Raw genomic sequence first — 16,779 nt, 5'->3', positions numbered from 1 at the left:
CGGCAAACACGTCCGTTCACGGCGCATGCCGACGGCGGGCTCCCCGCGGAACGGCTGTGGTTGCCGTGGCGCCAAGCCGTACGAGAGGTGGCCCACCTCGGCATCCCGGAACTCGACTCGGAGGCTGGATCCCGGGCGGCGGGATCACGCTCACCCCGGATCCGCCGCCCTGATCTGCGGGTACCGCACTGCGGTGAGGGCCGCAGCAATGAGAGAGACACCTGCGAGGGCTGCGAAGAGGTGGGCGTGGCCGCCGAGTGGGCCTGCCAGTGCGGCTCCGGCCCAAGGGGCGAGGGCTGCTGCGATGCGTGCGGGGGCGCCGAGCAGGGCGGAGAGTCTGCCGTAGTCGGCGGTGCCCCAGCGATCGGCGACGGCGGTTGCCTGGAGGAGGGTGAGGTTGCCCCGGACGACACCCGCGAGGACCGCCAGGACGATCAGCAGCGTCATGGGTCCCGGGATGAGGGCGAGGGCCGCCGTCGTCGCGGCCCCGAGAGAGATGAGGGTGACGGTGCGGGTCGTGACGGACGTACGAGCGGACAGGCTCGCGTACAGGGTGCGTCCGAAGGTCTGGCCCGCGCCGCCGAGTCCCAGGGCCCAGGCCGCCGTTGACGCACTGGCGCCGCGTTCGGTGAAGAGCGGGATCAACCCCATGACGACGGCGTACATGGCGAAGCTGGAGAGGGTGAAGGCCGCGGCCAGGAAGAGGAAGGGGCGGCTGCGGGTGACCGGGGTGCGGTCCTTTTCAGGCTGTGCCGGCGGTGGTGCGGCCGGCCACGGCGCGCGCAGTGCCAGGGCGTGCGCGGGAATGGTGACGACGGCGAGGACCGCCGCGAGGACCGCGTACGTGGCCCGCCAGCTCAGGTGCTCGGCGAGGGTCGCGATCAGAGGTGCGAAGACGGTGGAGGCGAGTCCGCCGGCGAGGGTGACGACGGTCAGGGCGCGGACGCGGTCGGGGCCCCACCAGCGGGTGAGGGCGGCGAAGGCCGGAGGGTAGAACGTCGCCGCCATCGCCACACCTGCGAGCAGCCAGCCCGCGGTGAAGACAGCGAGGTTGGGTGCGGCGGCGATGACCAGGAGGGCGAGCGTGCCGAGCACGGACCCGGCGGTCATCACGGCCCGCGGCCCGCGGCGGTCCAGAATCCGCCCGATGGGGATGCCCGCCACGGCGGAGACGAGCAGCGCGAGGGAGAAGGCAGCGGTCGCGGCGCCGGTGGACCATCCGGTGGCGCCCGTCAGCCGCGGCAGCAGGACGGGGAACGCGTAGTAGACGATGCCCCAGCTGGTGATCTGCGTGGCACACAGGGCGGGCAGGGCGGCGCGCGGCCGGGACCGGAGCTCCGTTCCGGTCGCGGCCGCGCCGGCCTTGGTGTTGGTCACGGCGGTCAGCAGCCGCCGGAAGGAGCCGGGGCGCCGATGCCGATGGTGAGGGTGGTCGGGGCAGGCGCGGCGCAGCAGCCGCCTCCGGACTCCTCGGCTGCGGCGGGCTGGTCGAAGAGGCCCGCTCCGCCGCAGACGCCGGTTTCGGGGAGGGTGAGTTCGACGCGCTCGGCGGCTTCGTGGTCGCCCGCCAGGTGGGCGGCGATGGAGCGGACCTGTTCGTAGCCCGTCATGGCGAGGAAGGTCGGGGCGCGGCCGTAGGACTTCATGCCGGCGAGGTACACGTCCTGCTCCGGGTGGGAGAGCTCCTTCGCTCCGTGGGGGTAGACGGTGCCGCAGGAGTGCTGGTTGGGGTCGATCAGCGGGGCCAGGGCGACCGGCGCCTGGAGGCGGTCGTCGAGTCCGAGGCGGAGCTCGTCGAGGAAGGACAGGTCAGGGCGGAAGCCCGTCAGGACGATGACCTCGTCGACCGGGTCCAGGCGGCGGCCGTCCTCGGCCACCAGGACGAGCCGGTCGCCGTCCCGCTCGACGGCCGTGGTGCGGAAGCCGGTGACCGCGTCCGCGTGGCCTTCGTCGACGGCGGCCTTCGCTGCGAGGCCGAGGGCTCCGCGCGCGGGGAGCTGGTCCGAGGCCCCGCCGCCGAAGGTGGAGCCGCTGATGCCACGGCGCAGGATCCACACCGCGTGCGTGCCCTCCTCGGCCTTCGCGAGTTCGGCCAGGTAGGCGAGGGCCGTGAACGCGGAGGCGCCCGTACCGACCACGGCGGTGCGCTTGCCCGCGTAACGGGCCCGGACGGCCGGGTCCTTCAGGTCCGGGACCCGGTACGAGATCTGCGCGGCGGCGGCGCCTTCGCCGAGCGCCGGGAGCCCGTCAGCCCCCATCGGGCTCGGCGTCGACCACGTACCGGAGGCGTCGATCACCGCGGCGGCCGGGATCCGCTCCTCGCCGCCGTCGGCTCGCTGGATGTAGACGGAGTACGGCTGCTCCGCGCGCCCCGAGTCCACGATCCGGTCCCGGCCCGCGCGGGCCACACCGGTCACCCTGGCGCCGAAGCGCACGCGCCCGCCCAGGGCTTCGGCGAGCGGCCGCAGGTACTGCTCGGCCCAGTCACCGCCTGTCGGGTACGTGGCGCCGTCGGGCTTGACCCACCCGGTCGGGGCGAGGAGCTTCTCGGCGGCCGGGTCGGTGACTTCGGACCAGGTGGAGAAGAGCCGTACGTGCGCCCAGTCGCGGGTCGCGGTGCCGGCGCCGGGACCGGCTTCGAGCACCAGCGGCTCCAGGTTGCGTGCGACAAGGTGCGCGGCGGCGGCCAGGCCGACGGGGCCGGCACCGATCACGACGACGGGCAGCGCGTTCCCGTTCGGGTCCTGCACAGTCATGGCGTACTCCGAGGTTCTCTGGGGCGGGCGGCGGGGTTACGGGGTGTCGGCAGGGAGGCCGAGATCAGCAGCAGGAGCTGCCGGCCGTCACGGCCTCGGCCTTCGCGGCGGGTGCGCAGCAGGAGCCCGCTTCCTCGGCGGCGGCGCTCGTGCCGCAACACGGCTGGGCGGCGGAGTCCTGCGGCGCGCTGGTGGCGCAGCAGCCCGTGGCGCGGGGCGCGGACGGCTGGGTGGGGTCGGCGTTCGGGGATGCGTTCATGGGACTGCCCTCCGGTGGTTCTTCTGCTTCGACGTCTGTCGATATAGAAACCTTGCCTCTCGGGTTGACAGATGTCAATATAGACGCATGTCGAATCTTTCCTCTGTCGGGCTGCCGGTGATCCAGCCGGACGCCGTGCCGTGCTGCCCACCCATCACCTCGGCCGAGCTGCCCGAAGAGAGTGCGGTGCGGATGGCCGACATGTTCAAGGCGCTCTCCGACCCGGTGCGCCTGCGGCTGTTCTCGCGCGTCGCCTCGCACCCGGCGGGCGAGGCCTGCGTCTGCGACATCCAAGACGTGGGCGTCTCCCAGCCCACGGTGAGCCACCACCTCAAGAAGCTCCGCGAGGCAGGACTCCTGACCTCCGAGCGGCGCGGCACCTGGGTCTACTACCGCGTCGCACCCGAGGTGCTCGCCGGGATGGCGAGCCTGCTCACCGTCGCCCGCTGAAGCAGGGAGCGGATGGAGGCATTGCCCGTCCGCGCTTAATCGAATATCGTCGATGATCGATGAATGAAACCCGATCAGTCAGTGACGAGAACGCCCGCGTCTACGCGGGGTGGTTCAAGGCGCTCGCGGACCCCACCCGGATCCACCTCCTGCACCTCCTCGCGACGGAGCGGCGCCCGATGAGCGTCGGCGAGATCGTCGAGCGCGCCTCCGTCGGGCAGTCGACCGTCTCCCACCACTTGAAGATCTTGGCCGAGGTCCGCTTCGTCCTCCCGGAGCGACAGGGCACCTCGACCCGCTACGCCGTGAACCGCACGTGCCTCACCGTCTTCCCCGAGGCCGTCAGGGCGATCCTCGGCGAGAGCGAAGGAGGGGCCGATGCCTGCCGCTGACCTCGCAGTTTTCCTCATGAGCGCGGAACATACGGAGCAGGTGCTGGCCATCTACCAAGCCGGCATCGACGAAGGCAACGCCACCTTCGAGACCACCGCACCGACCTGGGCCGCCTTCGACGCGGCCAAGCTTTCCGCCCACCGCTTCGTAGCCCTCGACGAGCACGGCAAGGTGCTGGGCTGGGTGGCCGCCGTCGCGGTCTCCGACCGCTGCGCGTACGCGGGCGTCGTGGAGCACTCCGTCTACGTCCACGCGGCTGCCCGGGGCCGGGGCGTGGCCGGCGCCCTCCTGAGCGCGCTGATCGCCTCCACCGAAGCGGCGGGCGTCTGGACGATCCAGTCCGGCGTCTTCCCCGAGAACACCGCCAGCCTCGCCCTCCACGAGCGCGCCGGCTTCCGCGTCATCGGCACCCGCGAACGCATCGGCCGCCATCACGGCCAGTGGCGAGATGTCGTACTCCTCGAACGCCGCAGCCCAGCCATCACCTGACGGTCGAGTGGTCAGTCCCGCCTGCCGAGTGTGAGCTGCTGCCGGTGAAAGTCGAAGTGCTGGGTCGGGTACCGGTGGATGTCCGCGAGTGTCATGAAGTCCTTGAAGAAGGGATCCCAGCGGACGGGATAGTGCATGCCCCGCGCGAGGTCGGCTTCGGACTCGGCATCCAGGCGCCGGTGCAGGCTCGCGATGGGACGCGGTCGAACTTCGCGCCCATCCGCCGGGGGCCGTACACAGTGACCGCGCCCAGCGGTCCCACGTAGTTGACGGCGTCGAACGGCCTGATCGCCGCGTTGAGCAGTCCGGCGAAGGTCCGGCTGACCCCCGAGGCAGCCGCCCGAAGAGGCGCACGAGAACCAGCAAGGGCAAGAGGATCATGTAGCCGAAGAGCATGTGGAACAGCAGCTGCTCGTTGTTCCAGCGAGTTCCCCGCGTAGGCATTCGAAGGTCGGCAGCACTGGCCTCGTCGAGAAGGGCGTGGAACTCCCGCCGGGCCCGCTCCAGCTCGTCATGGACGGCCCGTCGGTCCAACAGCTCGTCCGCCATCGATCCACCAGCTCTCTCTCGGCTCTCGCCTCGCGGGCAGCTGTCCCGGAACTCATGCCGAGGCATGGCGCGAGGCCACCATTACAGCAGCCGCAGGCTGGTCGACGGCATCGCCGTGTGGGGTCCGTTCAAGGACCAGGTCGGCCGGCCCCGTCTCCCGCCGATCTGGCTGACCTGCGCGCCCTACGCTTGCCGCCAACCGGGAGGACCGACGACGAACGGAAGAGGCGTGAGATGACGAACGACAATGGTGAGCTGGCCGACGATCAGCGGCGGCACTGGCAGGACACCTACAGCGCTCACCCGGGCATGTACGGCGAAGAGCCCTCTGCCCCTGCCGCGCACGCCGCACAGGTATTCCGGGCAGCCGGCGCGCAGGACGTGCTGGAGCTTGGCGCAGGGCACGGACGCGACGCTCTGTTCCTCGCCCGGGAAGGATTCACCGTGCGCGCCACGGACTTCAGCGCGACCGGCCTGGAGCAGCTGAACGACGCTGCCCACGCCCAGGGTGTCGATCAGCGCATCACGAGCGTCGTGCACGATGTCCGCGATCCGCTGCCGATGCCGGATGCCTCGGTGGACGCCGTCTTCGCGCACATGCTGCTGTGCATGGCCCTGTCGACCAAGGAGATCCACGCTCTGGTCGGCGAGGTCCGCCGCGTGCTTCGGCCGGGTGGTGTCTTCGTCTACACCGTCCGGCACACCGCTGACGAGCACTACGCGGCAGGCACCGCACACGGCGACGGCATCTTCGAGCACGGAGGCTTCGCCGTGCACTTCTTCTCCCGCGACTTGGTGGACGCGCTTGCCGAGGGCTGGTCGCTGGACGAGGTTCACGCCTTCGAGGAGGGCGAGCTGCCCCGCCGCTTGTGGCGCGTGACGCAGTCCCTGCCCCACTGAGCAACGGGCAGCGTGTCTCAGACCCGGCCGATGTGAACGGTGGTGGACTTCACGCGGGCAGTGGCCTGCGCTCCGACCACCAGCCCGCCGCCCTCGTGCCGAACGGCGCCCGGTCCGCAAGGCGCCGGACGGGCTGCCGTAGCATCGCGGCCATGCAGTCCGCCCCTGTCCATCACCGCGCCTCGGCCTTCGCCGCCGGTGTGGTGGCGGCTGTACTGCTGGTCTGCGGGACGCTCTTCATGCATCCCGTGCCGGACGGCATGGCGGCCATGAGCACGGGCATGCCCTCGGCCGGCGTCCATGCCGCAGGCGCCCACGCGAGCCAGGGCATGGAGGGCGGCTGCGCACCCTCCGGCCAAGACTGTCCGCTGGCGTCGGCGCACACTCCGACGACCTCGACCGGGCCGGCAGCGGACCTCACTCCGACCGAGGCATGGGACCAACGGGCCGATTTCCCTGGCTACACAGGGCCGATACCGCACTTGGTGTGCTCGCAGCCTCGGGCGCCTGATCTCGATGCTCTCTGCGTCAGCCGGACCTGACCGGTCCCACCCCGAACCCGCTGAGCGGGTCGACGGGGTGCTCCGCCGTGTCCTGATCCGCGTAGAGCACAGAGAGAACTGTCCATCCATGGCTTCATCCACCGCGTTGTTCGTCACCGGTCTCACCACCGGTCTGTTCGCCGGCGGCGCCTCATGTGCCGCCGTCCAAGGCGGTCTGCTCGCCGGGGCCGTCGGCCGCCGCTCCACCGAGTGGTCCAAGCAGAGGTGGGAGCGCAGCGGCCTGTTCGCTCCCGTGGGCGCCTTCCTCGGCGCCAAGCTCGTCTCGCACACCCTGCTCGGCGCCGCCCTCGGCCTGATCGGCGCCGCAATCCAGCCCGGCCCGCGCACCCAGGCCGTCCTCACGGTGGCGGCCGGGGTCTTGATGGTCTTCTTCGCCCTCGACATGTTCGGTGTACAGGCCGTACGACGCTTCGTGCCGCGTACGCCCGCCTCCTGGGGACGCCGCGTGCGGCGCTCTGCGAAGTCGACGGCCGTCACCACACCGGCCGTCCTCGGCTTCTTGACGGTGCTGATCCCCTGCGGGGTGACGCTCAGCGTGGAGCTGATCGCCGTCACCTCCGGCACCCCGGTGACCGGAGCTGGGGTCATGGCCGGCTTCGTGCTGGGCACCGGTCCGCTGTTCGCCGTGCTCGGCTTCTTCCTGCGCTCCGCCGCCCGCCTGTGGCAAGGACGCCTCACCCTGGTGACGGCGGCCGTAGTGCTACTCGTTGCCGTCTGGACCCTGGGCTCCGGACTCCGTCTGAGCGGCTGGTGGCCCACCGCCGCCCCGGCTGCGGTCGCCGCGGAGGCCCCGGCCGAGACGGTCGTCCTCAAACCGGACGGCACCCAGACCGTGACCGTCCAAGCCCGCACCACTTCCTACACCCCAGGTGCCGTCACCGCGAAAGCCGGCGTGCCCACCACGCTCGTCGTCACGACCATGAACACCGGCGGATGCATCCGCGCCTTCGTCGTCCCCGACCTGGGCATCCAGAAGATCCTCCCCACCACCGGGAAGACCACCATCGAACTCGGCACCCGCACGCCGGGCACCCTGTCGTTCACCTGCGGCATGGGCATGTACGGCGGCCAGATCACCTTCGAGAACCCGGAAGGCAGCACCGCATGACCACTCGGATGGAATTCGCCGTCACCGGCATGCACTGCAACAGCTGCGGCCTCCTGATCGATGACGAGGTCGAGGAACTGGCGGGTGTGCGGGCCAGTACGACCAGCATCCGCACCGGCAGGACGGTCGTCGAACTCGACGGTCCCGTCGACCCTGCTGATGTCATCGCCGCGATCACCGAAGCCGGATACGCGGCAGAGCACGCGGGGTAGACCGCTGGCCCCCGGCCCGCATCAGCGGGCCGGGGACTACTGCGGCGAGGCAGCCAGCAGCGAGCCGAAGATCGTCGCGGCGATGCGCTCCGCTTCGGCCTGCCCCACGATCGCGCCGCGGAGCCCGGCCTGCTGCCCGGCCCATTGCTCAGCGTTGTGGCGGTCGGTGAAGAAGCGCAGGTAGTCACAGCACACGGCCGCCGCCGGGCCGTGCTGGTCACGGGCGCCGTAGTAGACCACCGCGGTGCTCGGCTTCCAGGCCGCCGCACCGCCGGAGAACTCGACCCGAACGGTGGCACCGTTGACCGGGTCGCTCGAGGTGACGACCGCGTCGGCGCCGAGCATGGGCGGGATGCCCAGCGCATCGATCGCGCACATCGAGAACACCATGGGGCCGCCCGCAATCTGCACGACGTGCTCGGTAGCGACTGCGGAGAACGGATACGCGCCCAGGATCACCCCGGAGTCATCCAGGACCAGGAAGTCCTCGGCGGCCAGTTCCGCCAGCACCTGAGCGGCCGGGAGCCCGAAGGGCCCTGCGGCTTCATCCAGTGCAGCGGTCGTCGGCGCGCTGCCGGTGGCCGCGAAGGACCTCAGGACCGCCTGCTGTACGGCCCGCAGGCCACCTTCGGCCGGGGCGAGGCGGCCACGGCCCGCGCGTCCGGCCGGCTGGGTGAGGGAAACAAGATCCGCACCGTTCAGGACCCGCCGCAGATCCTCCACGGACGGAGCTCCGCCGATCGTCCCGTCATGGTCGCGGTAGAGGCGGCAGGCGAAACTCGTCGGCGTGCCGGGGGCCGCGAACGGATCGCTTCCGTCGATCAGCAGGGTCGGCGAGCCGTGCATGCCCCGCCGGGCGGCATCGGCCTCGTCCCCGACCACATGCCGCTCCACCTGGCAGTCCGGCCGTCCGTCCAGTGCCTGGGCCAGCCGGTCCTCCAGCAGCGGCCCGTTGGGACAGTCCGCGACGGCGAGCACTTCTACCCGCATGGGCAGTACCTCCTTCTCGGCTCGCTTCGGACGCTAGACCTTCCAGTGCGCTGGAAGGTCAAGCGGTACCGTGGATGTATGCGCATCGGCGACCTCGCCGCAACCACCGGCACAAGCACCAAGACCCTCCGCTTCTACGAGCAGGCGGGGCTGCTGGACGCGCCACCGCGTACCCCTGGCGGCTACCGCGACTACCCGCCCGAGGCCGCCACCCGCATCGGCTTCGTCCGCACCGCGCAGGCCGCCGGCCTCAGCCTCGCCGAGATCCGCTCCGTCCTCCGCATCCGGGACGGCGGACAGGCTCCGTGCGCGCACGTCAGTGCCCTGCTCGACCAGCACCTCGCGGACGTGGAACGCCGACTGGCCGAACTCCGCGCGACCCGCGCCGCACTGCGGGAACTGGCTCGCACGGCCTCGGTCACTGATCCCGACACCTGCGCGGAGGGTGACATCTGCAGCATCCTGACCGCCCGGTGAACACCGCCCTCAGTTACGCCGATGCGTCCTTGAGAAAAGCCGCGATCTCGCGGGCGGCTTCGCGGGCCGGGCGGCCGGCGCCGATGAGGGTGGCGGAGGCGGGGCCGGTCCAGTCGCCGTAGCCGAGGAGGTGCAGGCGGGGCTCGTCCACCGCGCGGGTGCCTTCCGTCGGGATGTGGCCGCGCACGCCTCTCAGGCCGAGGGGTGCGAGGTGGGAGAGGGCGGGGCGGAAGCCGGTGCACCAGATGATCGCGTCGGCTTCGGCGCGGGTGCCGTCGGTCCACTCGACGCCGCCCGGGGTGAGGCGGTCGAACATCGGCTCGGCCTTGAGGAGTCCGGCGTCGCGGGCTTCGCGTACGGGCGGGACCGCGACGATGTCGCCCAGCGAGGCGACACCGTCGGTGTCGGTGCGGCCCTCGTCCAGGGCGCGGCGGCGGGCGGTGGCGTGGTCGAAGAGGGCGCGGCCGTCGATGTCGTCGGGAAGGAAGCGTGCCTCGCGCTGGGTGACCCAGGTGAGGTCGGCCGTGTGGGCGAGGTCGGCGGCGATCTGGGCGCCGGAGTTGCCGCCGCCCACGACGATGACGCGTCGCCCGGTGAACGCGCGGGGGCTGCGGTAGTTCGCGGTGTGCAGCTGGATGCCGGTGAAGTCGGCCCGGCCGGGAATCGCGGGAATGAAGGGGCGCCACCAGGTCCCGGTCGCGCTGATGACCGCGCGAGCCCGCCACGTTCCGTCGTCGGTCGCCACGCGCAGGAACTCGCCGTCGCGGTGGACGCCTTCGGCCCGGACACCCCGATGGACCGGGAGCTCGTACCGCTTCTCGTAGTCGGCGAGGTACGAGACGACGTGCCCGGCGTCGGGGTACACCTCGCCTTCCTGCACGGGCATGAGGCGGCCGGGCAGGGAGGAGTAGGCGGCCGGTGAGAACAGGTGCAAGGAGTCCCACGCGTGCTGCCAGGCGCCGCCGGGCTCGGTCTGGGCGTCGAGGATGACGTAGCCCAGGCCGAGTCGGCGCAGGTGGTAGCCGGCGGCGAGCCCGGACTGGCCGCCGCCGATCACCACGACATCGGTGCGCTGCGTCATACCGCGGGGGCTCCGTAGGCCTTGCCGCGCATGAAGATGACCGCCACCAGGGCCAGGCCGACGACCGCGCCCAGCAGCTGCACCCCGACGAACGCCGGGACCGAGGCCGGGGCGATGCCTGCGAAGGTGTCCGTAAAGGCGCGCCCGATGGTCACGGCCGGGTTGGCGAAGGAGGTGGACGAGGTGAACCAGTACGCCGCGCCGATGTACGAGGCCACCGCGACGGGGGCGAACCGGAGCCGGTCCGTGCGGGCCAGGCCGAAGATCAGCAGGATCAGCCCGGCAGTCGCGACGACCTCACCGAGGAGCAGGTTTCCGGCCGAGCGGTCGTGCGTCGACCACTTCACCAGCGGCTCGCCGAACATCGCGTCGGCCAGGACGGCGCCCGCGATGGCGCCGACGATCTGCGAAGGGACGTAGACGGCCAGCTCGCGGGCGGTGACCCCGGCGCCGCCGCGTCGCGCTGTCCACCACTCCGCCAGGGTGACCGCCGGGTTGAAGTGCGCGCCGGAGACCGGGCCGAGGAGGGCGATCAGGACGCCAAGGCCGAAGACCGTGGCGGTGGAGTTGGCCAGGAGCTGGAGGGCCACGTCGTCGGTCAGCTCGGTGGCCTGGATGCCGGACCCGACCACGATCGCTACCAGGGCCGCGGTGCCGACCAGCTCGGCTGCGGCCCGGGCGATCAGCGGGGTGCGCGGCGGGGGCGCCCCGGGGGCGGGCTGGGGAACGTCTGCGGTGGTTATGGCGGTCTCCGCAGCGGGGGCGGCGCCGACGGGCTCGGTGGCGGTCAAGAAATGCTCCTCGTGCAAGGTGAGGCAGGTCGTGGGGGCTACGGACAGGACCGCTTGACGTTCGCTTCGGCGGTGGTGCGCGCGGTTCGGGCAAGGTCGGCGAACTGGCCGGCGAGCGCTTCGATGACCTCCGGGCGCAGGCGGTAGTACGTGAACCTCCCGCATGGCTCGGTCTCCACGACCCCCGCCTCGCGCAGCACCTTCAGGTGGTTGGAGAGGTTGGTCTGCTTCGCGCCGGTCTCCTCGACCAAGTGCGTGGTGCAGAGAGTCTCCTTGGCGAGGAGGCTCACGATCTGGAGCCTGAGCGGGTCGGCCAGAACCCGGATCAGATCAGTGTCGACTGACGTCATCATGTGCTGATACTCTCACATCATCCGGGACTGATACCAGCCCCCGACTGAGTCGTCCGCTGCCTCTGGGCGAGAACGGCGACCCCCTGCCACAAAGGAAGAGCCGATGTCCGCCACCCCGCTCGCGTCCGTGCTGTTCGTCTGTATCCACAACGCAGGCCGCTCGCAGATGGCCGCAGGCTTCCTGCGCCACCTCGCGGGGGACCGTGTCGAGGTCCGCTCCGCCGGATCCGTGCCCGGGGACCAGATCAACCCCTCCGCCGTTGCAGCGATGGCCGAGCTGGGAATCGACATCTCCGACCAGAAGCCCAAGGTGCTGACGACGGAGGCCGCCCAGGCGTCCGACTACATCATCACCATGGGCTGCGGCGACGCCTGCCCGTACTTCCCGGGCAAGACGTACCTGGACTGGCAGTTGGAGGACCCGGCAGGCCAGGGCGTAGAGGCCGTGCGCCCCATCCGGGACGAGATCAAGGGCCTGATCGAGGGCCTCATCGCCGAGATCGACGCGAAGAAGCAGGAGAGCTGACCGCATCATGACGACGAACCCGAACAGCGCCGAGGACGTGCGCGAGGTCATCATCATCGGCTCCGGCCCCGCCGGCTACACCGTCGCCCTCTACACGGCCCGCGCCCAGCTGAAGCCGTTGCTGTTCGGCAGCTCCATATTCGTCGGCGGTTCGCTCACCACGACCACCGAGGTCGAAAACTTCCCGGGCTTCCCGACCGGCATCGACGGCCCGGACCTCATGGACAACATGCGGGCGCAGGCGGAGAAGTTCGGCGCCGAGATGATCGACGACGACATCGTCGAGGTCGACCTGACGGGCGACATCAAGCTGCTGACAGACTCCGAGGGCACGGTCCACCGCGCCAAGGCGGTCATCGTCGCCACCGGCTCCGGCTACCGCAAGCTCGACCTGCCTGGCGAGGCCGAACTGTCCGGCCGGGGCGTGTCCTGGTGCGCCACCTGCGACGGGTTCTTCTTCCGCGACAAGGACATCATCGTCGTCGGCGGTGGCGACACCGCGCTCGAAGAGGCCACCTTCCTGACGCGCTTCGCCGCCTCTGTGACGATCGTCCATCGACGGGACTCCCTGCGCGCTTCCAGGGCGATGCAGAATCGCGCCTTCGCCGACCCGAAGATCTCCTTCGCGTGGAACAGCGAGGTCGCCGCGATCCACGGGGACAACCTGCTCTCGGGGGTCACCCTGCGCGACACGGTGACCGGCGAGGAGCGTGAACTGGCGACCGAGGGCCTGTTCATCGCCATCGGCCACGACCCGCGTACGGAGCTCTTCACCGGCCAGCTCGACCTGGACGACGAGGGCTACCTCAAGGTCCAGGCACCCAGCACCAACATCCCCGGCGTCTTCGGCGCCGGCGACGTGGTCGACCACCTCTACCGGCAGGCCATCACCGCGGCCGGCTCCGGCTGCTCGGCCGCCCTGGACGCCGAGCGGTACCTGGCCGCGCTGGCCGACGTACGAACGGAAGCCCTCGCGCCGGCTGTGTGACGGTTCGCACCGGAAACAGACGCCGGGCCCGGTCCATCGTGATTGCGACACGACGGACCGGGCCCGGTCTCGATACCTGGTCCAGGCCCCTTCCCCCGACAGTTGCGTGGACCCGCTGACGCCCGTCCCGCTGCGCCCCACGTCGCCCCTCTACCAGCAGCCCCCGCTGCTCGGCCCCCAGCAACCCCCGCTGTTCGGCAGAGATGGTCCCCGCCCTTCGCGCCTGCACCCGGCGGCCCGCCCCAGGACCGGCTCCAGATCGAGCGTTTTCCCAAGAATGTCAGAGGGAGTGGATGGCCGTCCCCGAGTTCCTCCAGCAGACCCAGAGCCATCTCCCACTCGTCGTGGACGAGGTAGTCCCAGATGTCTCGCACCGTGATGTCGTTCTCGGTGGCGGTCTCCTCCGGGACCAGCAGGAAAGCCGATTCGAGCAGCTCAGGGACATCCATGCGCTCATTGTCGACCACGTCGATATCAGGCTGTGCTGTCCCGGTACTGCTCGATGGCAACGAGCCGGTTCTTGAGCCTGTAGCTGGGGCCGTTGAATACGAGAGCCCACCAGTAGGCCGTGGGCGTCAGGTACGCCGCCGGGGCATCCGCCACACCACCCCGGAGTAGTGCCTTGACAGGCCAAGTGATTAGCCGCCATATTATTTGTATGACGAGGGACGGCATCGATGGCGAGGCGCCCACGCTGGACCAGGCCAGGCGGCAGGTCGAGCACTACGGCTTGGAGGTCGATCCGCAGGCGGTGCTGGTCGCGGTGCGGCTGATCTCGGCGGGCGCGAGGGTCGGCCGGGCGGCCGAGGCGCACTTTGCCAGGTTCGGCCTGTCGACGGGGCGCTACCGCCTGCTCGCCGACCTCGAAGACCACGGCGGGGAGAAATCCCCCTCGCGCCTTGCGGTCGACCTCGATGTCTCCAGGGCCACGATCACCGGCCTGCTGGACGGCCTTGAGCGCGAGGGCCTGATCGCCCGCCGCCCGTCCACGGAGGACGGCCGGGGCACGGTGGCCGTCCTGACCGAGCGCGGGGCGCAGCGCCTGCGCGACATGGCGTCCGAGCATTTCGGGCGGCTTGAGGCGATGGTGGGCGGGCTTTCCGTCGAGGAGCGTGCGGTGTTCCTGGATCTGCTCGCCCGCGTCGTGCGCGGCAGTGCGGCCCTGGCCGCTGACTGACCCGACCCTCAGCCGGTTTGGCCCCGCCCTCCGGGTAGGGCCTCTTTTGCGAAGCAATAGTTAGCCACCTAATCATATTGGCGGAGTAGGCCTGCCACCCCCCGCCGCAACCCTTCGCTTCCCTCACACGAACGAGAAAGAGGCCAGCATGCCCACAACGAAGGACAGAACCAGCCGAAACCGGGCAGCCTCCCGGCCATCCCGGCCGTTCACCCTGTGGCGCGAGGTGCTGACCGCCTACGCCGCCCCCGCGCTGATGGCCGGTACCGCCGGAGTCGTCACCGGGCAGCAGGACTTGGCCGTGGCCGCCTGCACCTCCATCGCCGGCACCTCCGCCGTGGTGGCGTTCCTGGTCGGCACCTGGCTGCGGCACGGCGGGCAGCCCCGACGGTGGACCACCACCACGCCGCGCGTCGCCCTGACCGCCGCACTCGTCATCACCGCCGCCGGCGCGGCGGCCCTGCTGGGATGGCTCACCGCCCAATGGCTACCCGCCCACACCCCGATCCCCGCCACCCCGTGGCTGGAGCGCCTGCCCATCGACCTGCCCGTCTCCGCAGCCCTCGCCACCACCATCGTCACCCTGCGCTGGCGCAGCACCACCACAGCATCCCCGACATAGCCCACCCCGGCACCGGGCCCACCCGCCCCACGAGCCCAAGACCGACCGAGCCCACCCCGGCAGCACCCGCCGCCGGGAAGTCACCAAGGAATGACACACGATGATCGTTGTCATGGGAGCGACCGGAGCAACCGGCAACGCCCTGCTCCACAGCCTCCTCACACTCGGCGCCCCCGTCCTCGCACTGACCCGCACCCCGCACAGGCCGATCCCCGGCATAACCGGCGCACACCAACCGCCCGTCGAGGTTCAGTACGCCGACGCCACCGACCCCCATTCCCTGCGCACCGCCTTCAAGGGCGCCAGCCAGCTCTTCCTCGCCATGGCCAACAGCCCCGCACAGGTCGAACTCGAAACCCGCGTCATCGACATCGCCGCCCACACCGGCATCGGACACATCGTCAAGATCTCCGCACCCGCCGCCGAACCCGACTCCCCGGTCGCCATCTCCCGCGGACACCACGCCATCGAGGAACACCTGCGCGCCAGCGGCCTCACCCACACCATCCTGCGCCCCTACGCGTTCACGCAGAACCTCCTGCGCCTGGCCCCCACCGTCGCCCGGGGCATCATCCTCGGCACGACGGGCGACGCGCCCTGCAACTACATCGACTGCCGCGACATCGGCGACGTCGCCGCCGCCGCCCTCACCAGGCCCGACATCGCCGGCGGCACCTACACCCTGACCGGACCCGAAGCCGTCTCCTACCCCACTCTCGCCTCACGACTGACCACCCTGACCGGCAATCAGATCCGCTACGTCAACCTCACCCCGGACGAACTGCGCGACAACCTCATCCACAACGCCCACATGCCCACCTGGCTCGCCGACCACGTGACGGAGATCCAACAACTCGCCATTGCCCGACCCGAAACCCCCACCACTACCGTCATCGACATCCTCGGCCGCCCGCCCCGCACCCTCGACGCCTTCCTGCACGAACACCAGGCCCACTTCCGCCGATAAGCCGCCGCCTCAAGCCTGGTCACGAAACTGCGAACCGTCCCGCCGCACAAGGCAGATGATCAGTCATCGGCTCGGCGGTGGGCGAAGCGGGTGAATCTCCGCCCGGCCGGGCCCACGTGGAGCCGATAAGCCGCTGGAGATCACACACGGTCACCGGCCCGTTGGGTTCCGGGGGGAACTGGTGACAGTTGAATACGAGAGCCCACCAGTACCGAGGCCGGTCATGGCCAGAGCGCGGGTCCGGCCAGGGCCGGTCAGCCAGCGGTCTGGTAGGCCACCAGCTCGTCGCCTGACGCGGCGATGGCGACGCCGGTGTAGCCTGGCGCGCACCTTCAACCATCGTCGCGACCGTCGGAGGAGCCTTGCCCGGCACGGGGCACTGTGCCGCTCCCGACGTCCGCACCTCAGCCGGGTTGCTTGGCCATGATGACTACACCCGGCCCGCTTTGCTCATCCGCAGGGAGCCGAAGTTCGGCGACCGGGCGCAGTCCAGCCTGCTCAATCAGGTCCAGGAGTTGTTCCGGCCGCCATTTGTGTGTCGTCCAACGAACGGGTACGCCGCCGTAGGCCTCGGTGCGCACCGCGTCCTCGTCGCCGACGTGTGTCGCGGTGATGAAGTGTCCGCCTGGCTTCAGGGCGCGCGCGAACAGGCCGAGGACCTGAGGAAGGACGTCGCGGGGGAGGTTGAACAGGGACCACCACCCGAGTACGCCGCCCAGGGACGCTTCTCCGAGGTCGAGGTCGGTGGCAGAGGCGACGCTGAAGCGGCATTGCGGATGAAGACGGCGCGCGTTCTCGATCATGCGGGGTGAGAGATCGACTCCGGACACGTCGAGTCCACGTTCGGCGAGGTAGGCGGTCACCGTTCCCGGTCCGCAGCCGACGTCGAGGACAGGCCCAAGCTCGCTCACGGTGTCAGCGAAGGCATTGATTGATGCCTTGAGCCAGGGATGGCTACGGATGTCGCCGACTCCCGTCGTCACCACCATGTGGGCGTAGTTGTCAGCCGCCCGGTCATAGGACTCACGGACCACGTCGAGATCGGCTGGGCGGTCAATATGGTGTGCGCGCATCAGCCAATAATAGGATCGTGCGACGGCCTACTGGGGGCCTAGGTCCTGTTTGAAG

General features: G+C 70.5%; 22 protein-coding genes. 12 read left to right on the top strand and 10 right to left on the bottom strand.

All coding sequences use genetic code 11. The features are described 5' to 3' along the window. Window positions 1–150: 150 nt before the first annotated feature. From J7E94_RS00785 to J7E94_RS00775, 3 genes are all read right to left on the bottom strand, one after another. The gene (locus J7E94_RS00785; protein ID WP_215011324.1) at window positions 151–1,377 is read right to left on the bottom strand and encodes an MFS transporter; all 1,227 of its coding nucleotides are present in this window, start codon (window positions 1,375–1,377) and stop codon (window positions 151–153) included. Between the two features lie 5 nt (window positions 1,378–1,382). Next, entirely contained in the window at window positions 1,383–2,756 is a 1,374-nt protein-coding gene (locus J7E94_RS00780; protein ID WP_215011322.1) for an FAD-dependent oxidoreductase, read from the bottom strand. Between the two features lie 64 nt (window positions 2,757–2,820). Further along, the gene (locus tag J7E94_RS00775) at window positions 2,821–3,015 is read right to left on the bottom strand and encodes a hypothetical protein (protein WP_215011320.1); all 195 of its coding nucleotides are present in this window, start codon (window positions 3,013–3,015) and stop codon (window positions 2,821–2,823) included. Between the two features lie 87 nt (window positions 3,016–3,102). Here J7E94_RS00775 and J7E94_RS00770 point away from each other — a divergent pair, with 87 nt between their 5' ends. Genes J7E94_RS00770 through J7E94_RS00760 form a run of 3 tightly spaced genes read left to right on the top strand, consistent with a single transcriptional unit; the run spans window position 3,103 to window position 4,347 of the window. Next, on the top strand, window positions 3,103–3,465 hold the full coding sequence (locus J7E94_RS00770) for a helix-turn-helix transcriptional regulator (protein ID WP_215011318.1): 363 nt from the start codon (window positions 3,103–3,105) through the stop codon (window positions 3,463–3,465). A gap of 59 nt (window positions 3,466–3,524) precedes the next feature. Next, window positions 3,525–3,857, top strand: a complete 333-nt coding sequence (locus J7E94_RS00765; RefSeq protein ID WP_215011316.1) for a helix-turn-helix transcriptional regulator — start codon at window positions 3,525–3,527, stop codon at window positions 3,855–3,857. Beyond that, entirely contained in the window at window positions 3,844–4,347 is a 504-nt protein-coding gene (locus tag J7E94_RS00760) for a GNAT family N-acetyltransferase (RefSeq protein ID WP_215011314.1), read from the top strand. Before J7E94_RS00765 ends, J7E94_RS00760 begins: the two co-directional genes overlap by 14 nt. An 11-nt stretch (window positions 4,348–4,358) precedes the next feature. Here the strand turns inward: J7E94_RS00760 and J7E94_RS35265 are convergent, their stop codons facing one another. After that, a complete protein-coding gene (locus J7E94_RS35265; protein WP_285440688.1) occupies window positions 4,359–4,484 on the bottom strand; it encodes a hypothetical protein in 126 nt (41 codons plus the stop codon). A 646-nt stretch (window positions 4,485–5,130) separates the two neighbouring features. On the opposite strand from J7E94_RS35265, the gene J7E94_RS00750 reads away from it, so the two are divergent. Then, complete coding sequence (locus tag J7E94_RS00750; protein WP_215011312.1) at window positions 5,131–5,796, top strand: class I SAM-dependent methyltransferase; 666 nt, start codon at window positions 5,131–5,133, stop codon at window positions 5,794–5,796. A gap of 172 nt (window positions 5,797–5,968) precedes the next feature. On the opposite strand, the gene J7E94_RS00745 is transcribed toward J7E94_RS00750, so the two are convergent. Continuing rightward, on the bottom strand, window positions 5,969–6,127 hold the full coding sequence (locus tag J7E94_RS00745; protein WP_215011311.1) for a hypothetical protein: 159 nt from the start codon (window positions 6,125–6,127) through the stop codon (window positions 5,969–5,971). Between the two features lie 299 nt (window positions 6,128–6,426). Here J7E94_RS00745 and J7E94_RS00740 point away from each other — a divergent pair, with 299 nt between their 5' ends. Both J7E94_RS00740 and J7E94_RS00735 read left to right on the top strand, forming a co-directional pair. After that, window positions 6,427–7,467, top strand: coding sequence for a sulfite exporter TauE/SafE family protein (locus J7E94_RS00740; protein WP_215011309.1), 1,041 nt, complete (start codon window positions 6,427–6,429; stop codon window positions 7,465–7,467). Next, window positions 7,464–7,679, top strand: a complete 216-nt coding sequence (locus J7E94_RS00735) for a heavy-metal-associated domain-containing protein (RefSeq protein ID WP_251055934.1) — start codon at window positions 7,464–7,466, stop codon at window positions 7,677–7,679. Before J7E94_RS00740 ends, J7E94_RS00735 begins: the two co-directional genes overlap by 4 nt. A 36-nt stretch (window positions 7,680–7,715) precedes the next feature. Here the strand turns inward: J7E94_RS00735 and J7E94_RS00730 are convergent, their stop codons facing one another. Then, complete coding sequence (locus J7E94_RS00730) at window positions 7,716–8,669, bottom strand: alkylmercury lyase family protein (RefSeq protein WP_215011307.1); 954 nt, start codon at window positions 8,667–8,669, stop codon at window positions 7,716–7,718. A 78-nt stretch (window positions 8,670–8,747) separates the two neighbouring features. Here J7E94_RS00730 and J7E94_RS00725 point away from each other — a divergent pair, with 78 nt between their 5' ends. Continuing rightward, window positions 8,748–9,146 carry a heavy metal-responsive transcriptional regulator gene (locus tag J7E94_RS00725; protein ID WP_215011305.1) on the top strand — a complete coding sequence of 133 codons (399 nt, stop codon included), beginning with the start codon at window positions 8,748–8,750 and terminating at the stop codon, window positions 9,144–9,146. 13 nt (window positions 9,147–9,159) lie between these two features. Here J7E94_RS00725 and J7E94_RS00720 read toward each other — a convergent pair whose 3' ends face one another. The 3 genes from J7E94_RS00720 to J7E94_RS00710 are packed head-to-tail and all read right to left on the bottom strand — an operon-like array spanning window position 9,160 to window position 11,371. Continuing rightward, on the bottom strand, window positions 9,160–10,227 hold the full coding sequence (locus J7E94_RS00720) for an ArsO family NAD(P)H-dependent flavin-containing monooxygenase (protein WP_215011303.1): 1,068 nt from the start codon (window positions 10,225–10,227) through the stop codon (window positions 9,160–9,162). After that, a complete protein-coding gene (locus J7E94_RS00715) occupies window positions 10,224–11,018 on the bottom strand; it encodes an MIP/aquaporin family protein (protein WP_251055933.1) in 795 nt (264 codons plus the stop codon). The genes J7E94_RS00720 and J7E94_RS00715 overlap by 4 nt, the downstream gene beginning before the upstream one ends. A 38-nt stretch (window positions 11,019–11,056) precedes the next feature. Beyond that, window positions 11,057–11,371, bottom strand: a complete 315-nt coding sequence (locus tag J7E94_RS00710) for a helix-turn-helix transcriptional regulator (protein ID WP_215011301.1) — start codon at window positions 11,369–11,371, stop codon at window positions 11,057–11,059. 103 nt (window positions 11,372–11,474) lie between these two features. On the opposite strand from J7E94_RS00710, the gene J7E94_RS00705 reads away from it, so the two are divergent. From J7E94_RS00705 to J7E94_RS00685, 5 genes are all read left to right on the top strand, one after another. Then, on the top strand, window positions 11,475–11,897 hold the full coding sequence (locus J7E94_RS00705; RefSeq protein ID WP_215011299.1) for an arsenate reductase ArsC: 423 nt from the start codon (window positions 11,475–11,477) through the stop codon (window positions 11,895–11,897). A gap of 7 nt (window positions 11,898–11,904) precedes the next feature. After that, complete coding sequence (gene trxB / locus J7E94_RS00700) at window positions 11,905–12,885, top strand: thioredoxin-disulfide reductase (protein WP_215011297.1); 981 nt, start codon at window positions 11,905–11,907, stop codon at window positions 12,883–12,885. Window positions 12,886–13,543: 658 nt separating this feature from the next. Continuing rightward, entirely contained in the window at window positions 13,544–14,062 is a 519-nt protein-coding gene (locus J7E94_RS00695) for a MarR family winged helix-turn-helix transcriptional regulator (RefSeq protein WP_215011295.1), read from the top strand. A 148-nt stretch (window positions 14,063–14,210) separates the two neighbouring features. Further along, window positions 14,211–14,684, top strand: coding sequence for a hypothetical protein (locus J7E94_RS00690; RefSeq protein WP_215011293.1), 474 nt, complete (start codon window positions 14,211–14,213; stop codon window positions 14,682–14,684). A 100-nt stretch (window positions 14,685–14,784) separates the two neighbouring features. Continuing rightward, complete coding sequence (locus J7E94_RS00685) at window positions 14,785–15,651, top strand: NmrA family NAD(P)-binding protein (protein WP_215011291.1); 867 nt, start codon at window positions 14,785–14,787, stop codon at window positions 15,649–15,651. A 404-nt stretch (window positions 15,652–16,055) separates the two neighbouring features. Here J7E94_RS00685 and J7E94_RS00680 read toward each other — a convergent pair whose 3' ends face one another. Then, a complete protein-coding gene (locus tag J7E94_RS00680; protein ID WP_215011289.1) occupies window positions 16,056–16,724 on the bottom strand; it encodes a class I SAM-dependent methyltransferase in 669 nt (222 codons plus the stop codon). Between the last annotated feature and the right edge of the window lie 55 nt (window positions 16,725–16,779).

The organism is Streptomyces sp. ISL-94, from assembly GCF_018614075.1.
GTDB lineage: Bacteria > Actinomycetota > Actinomycetes > Streptomycetales > Streptomycetaceae > Streptomyces.
The sequence above is the reverse complement of the archived record's forward strand: the minus strand, read 5'-3'. Positions and strand labels throughout refer to the sequence as shown.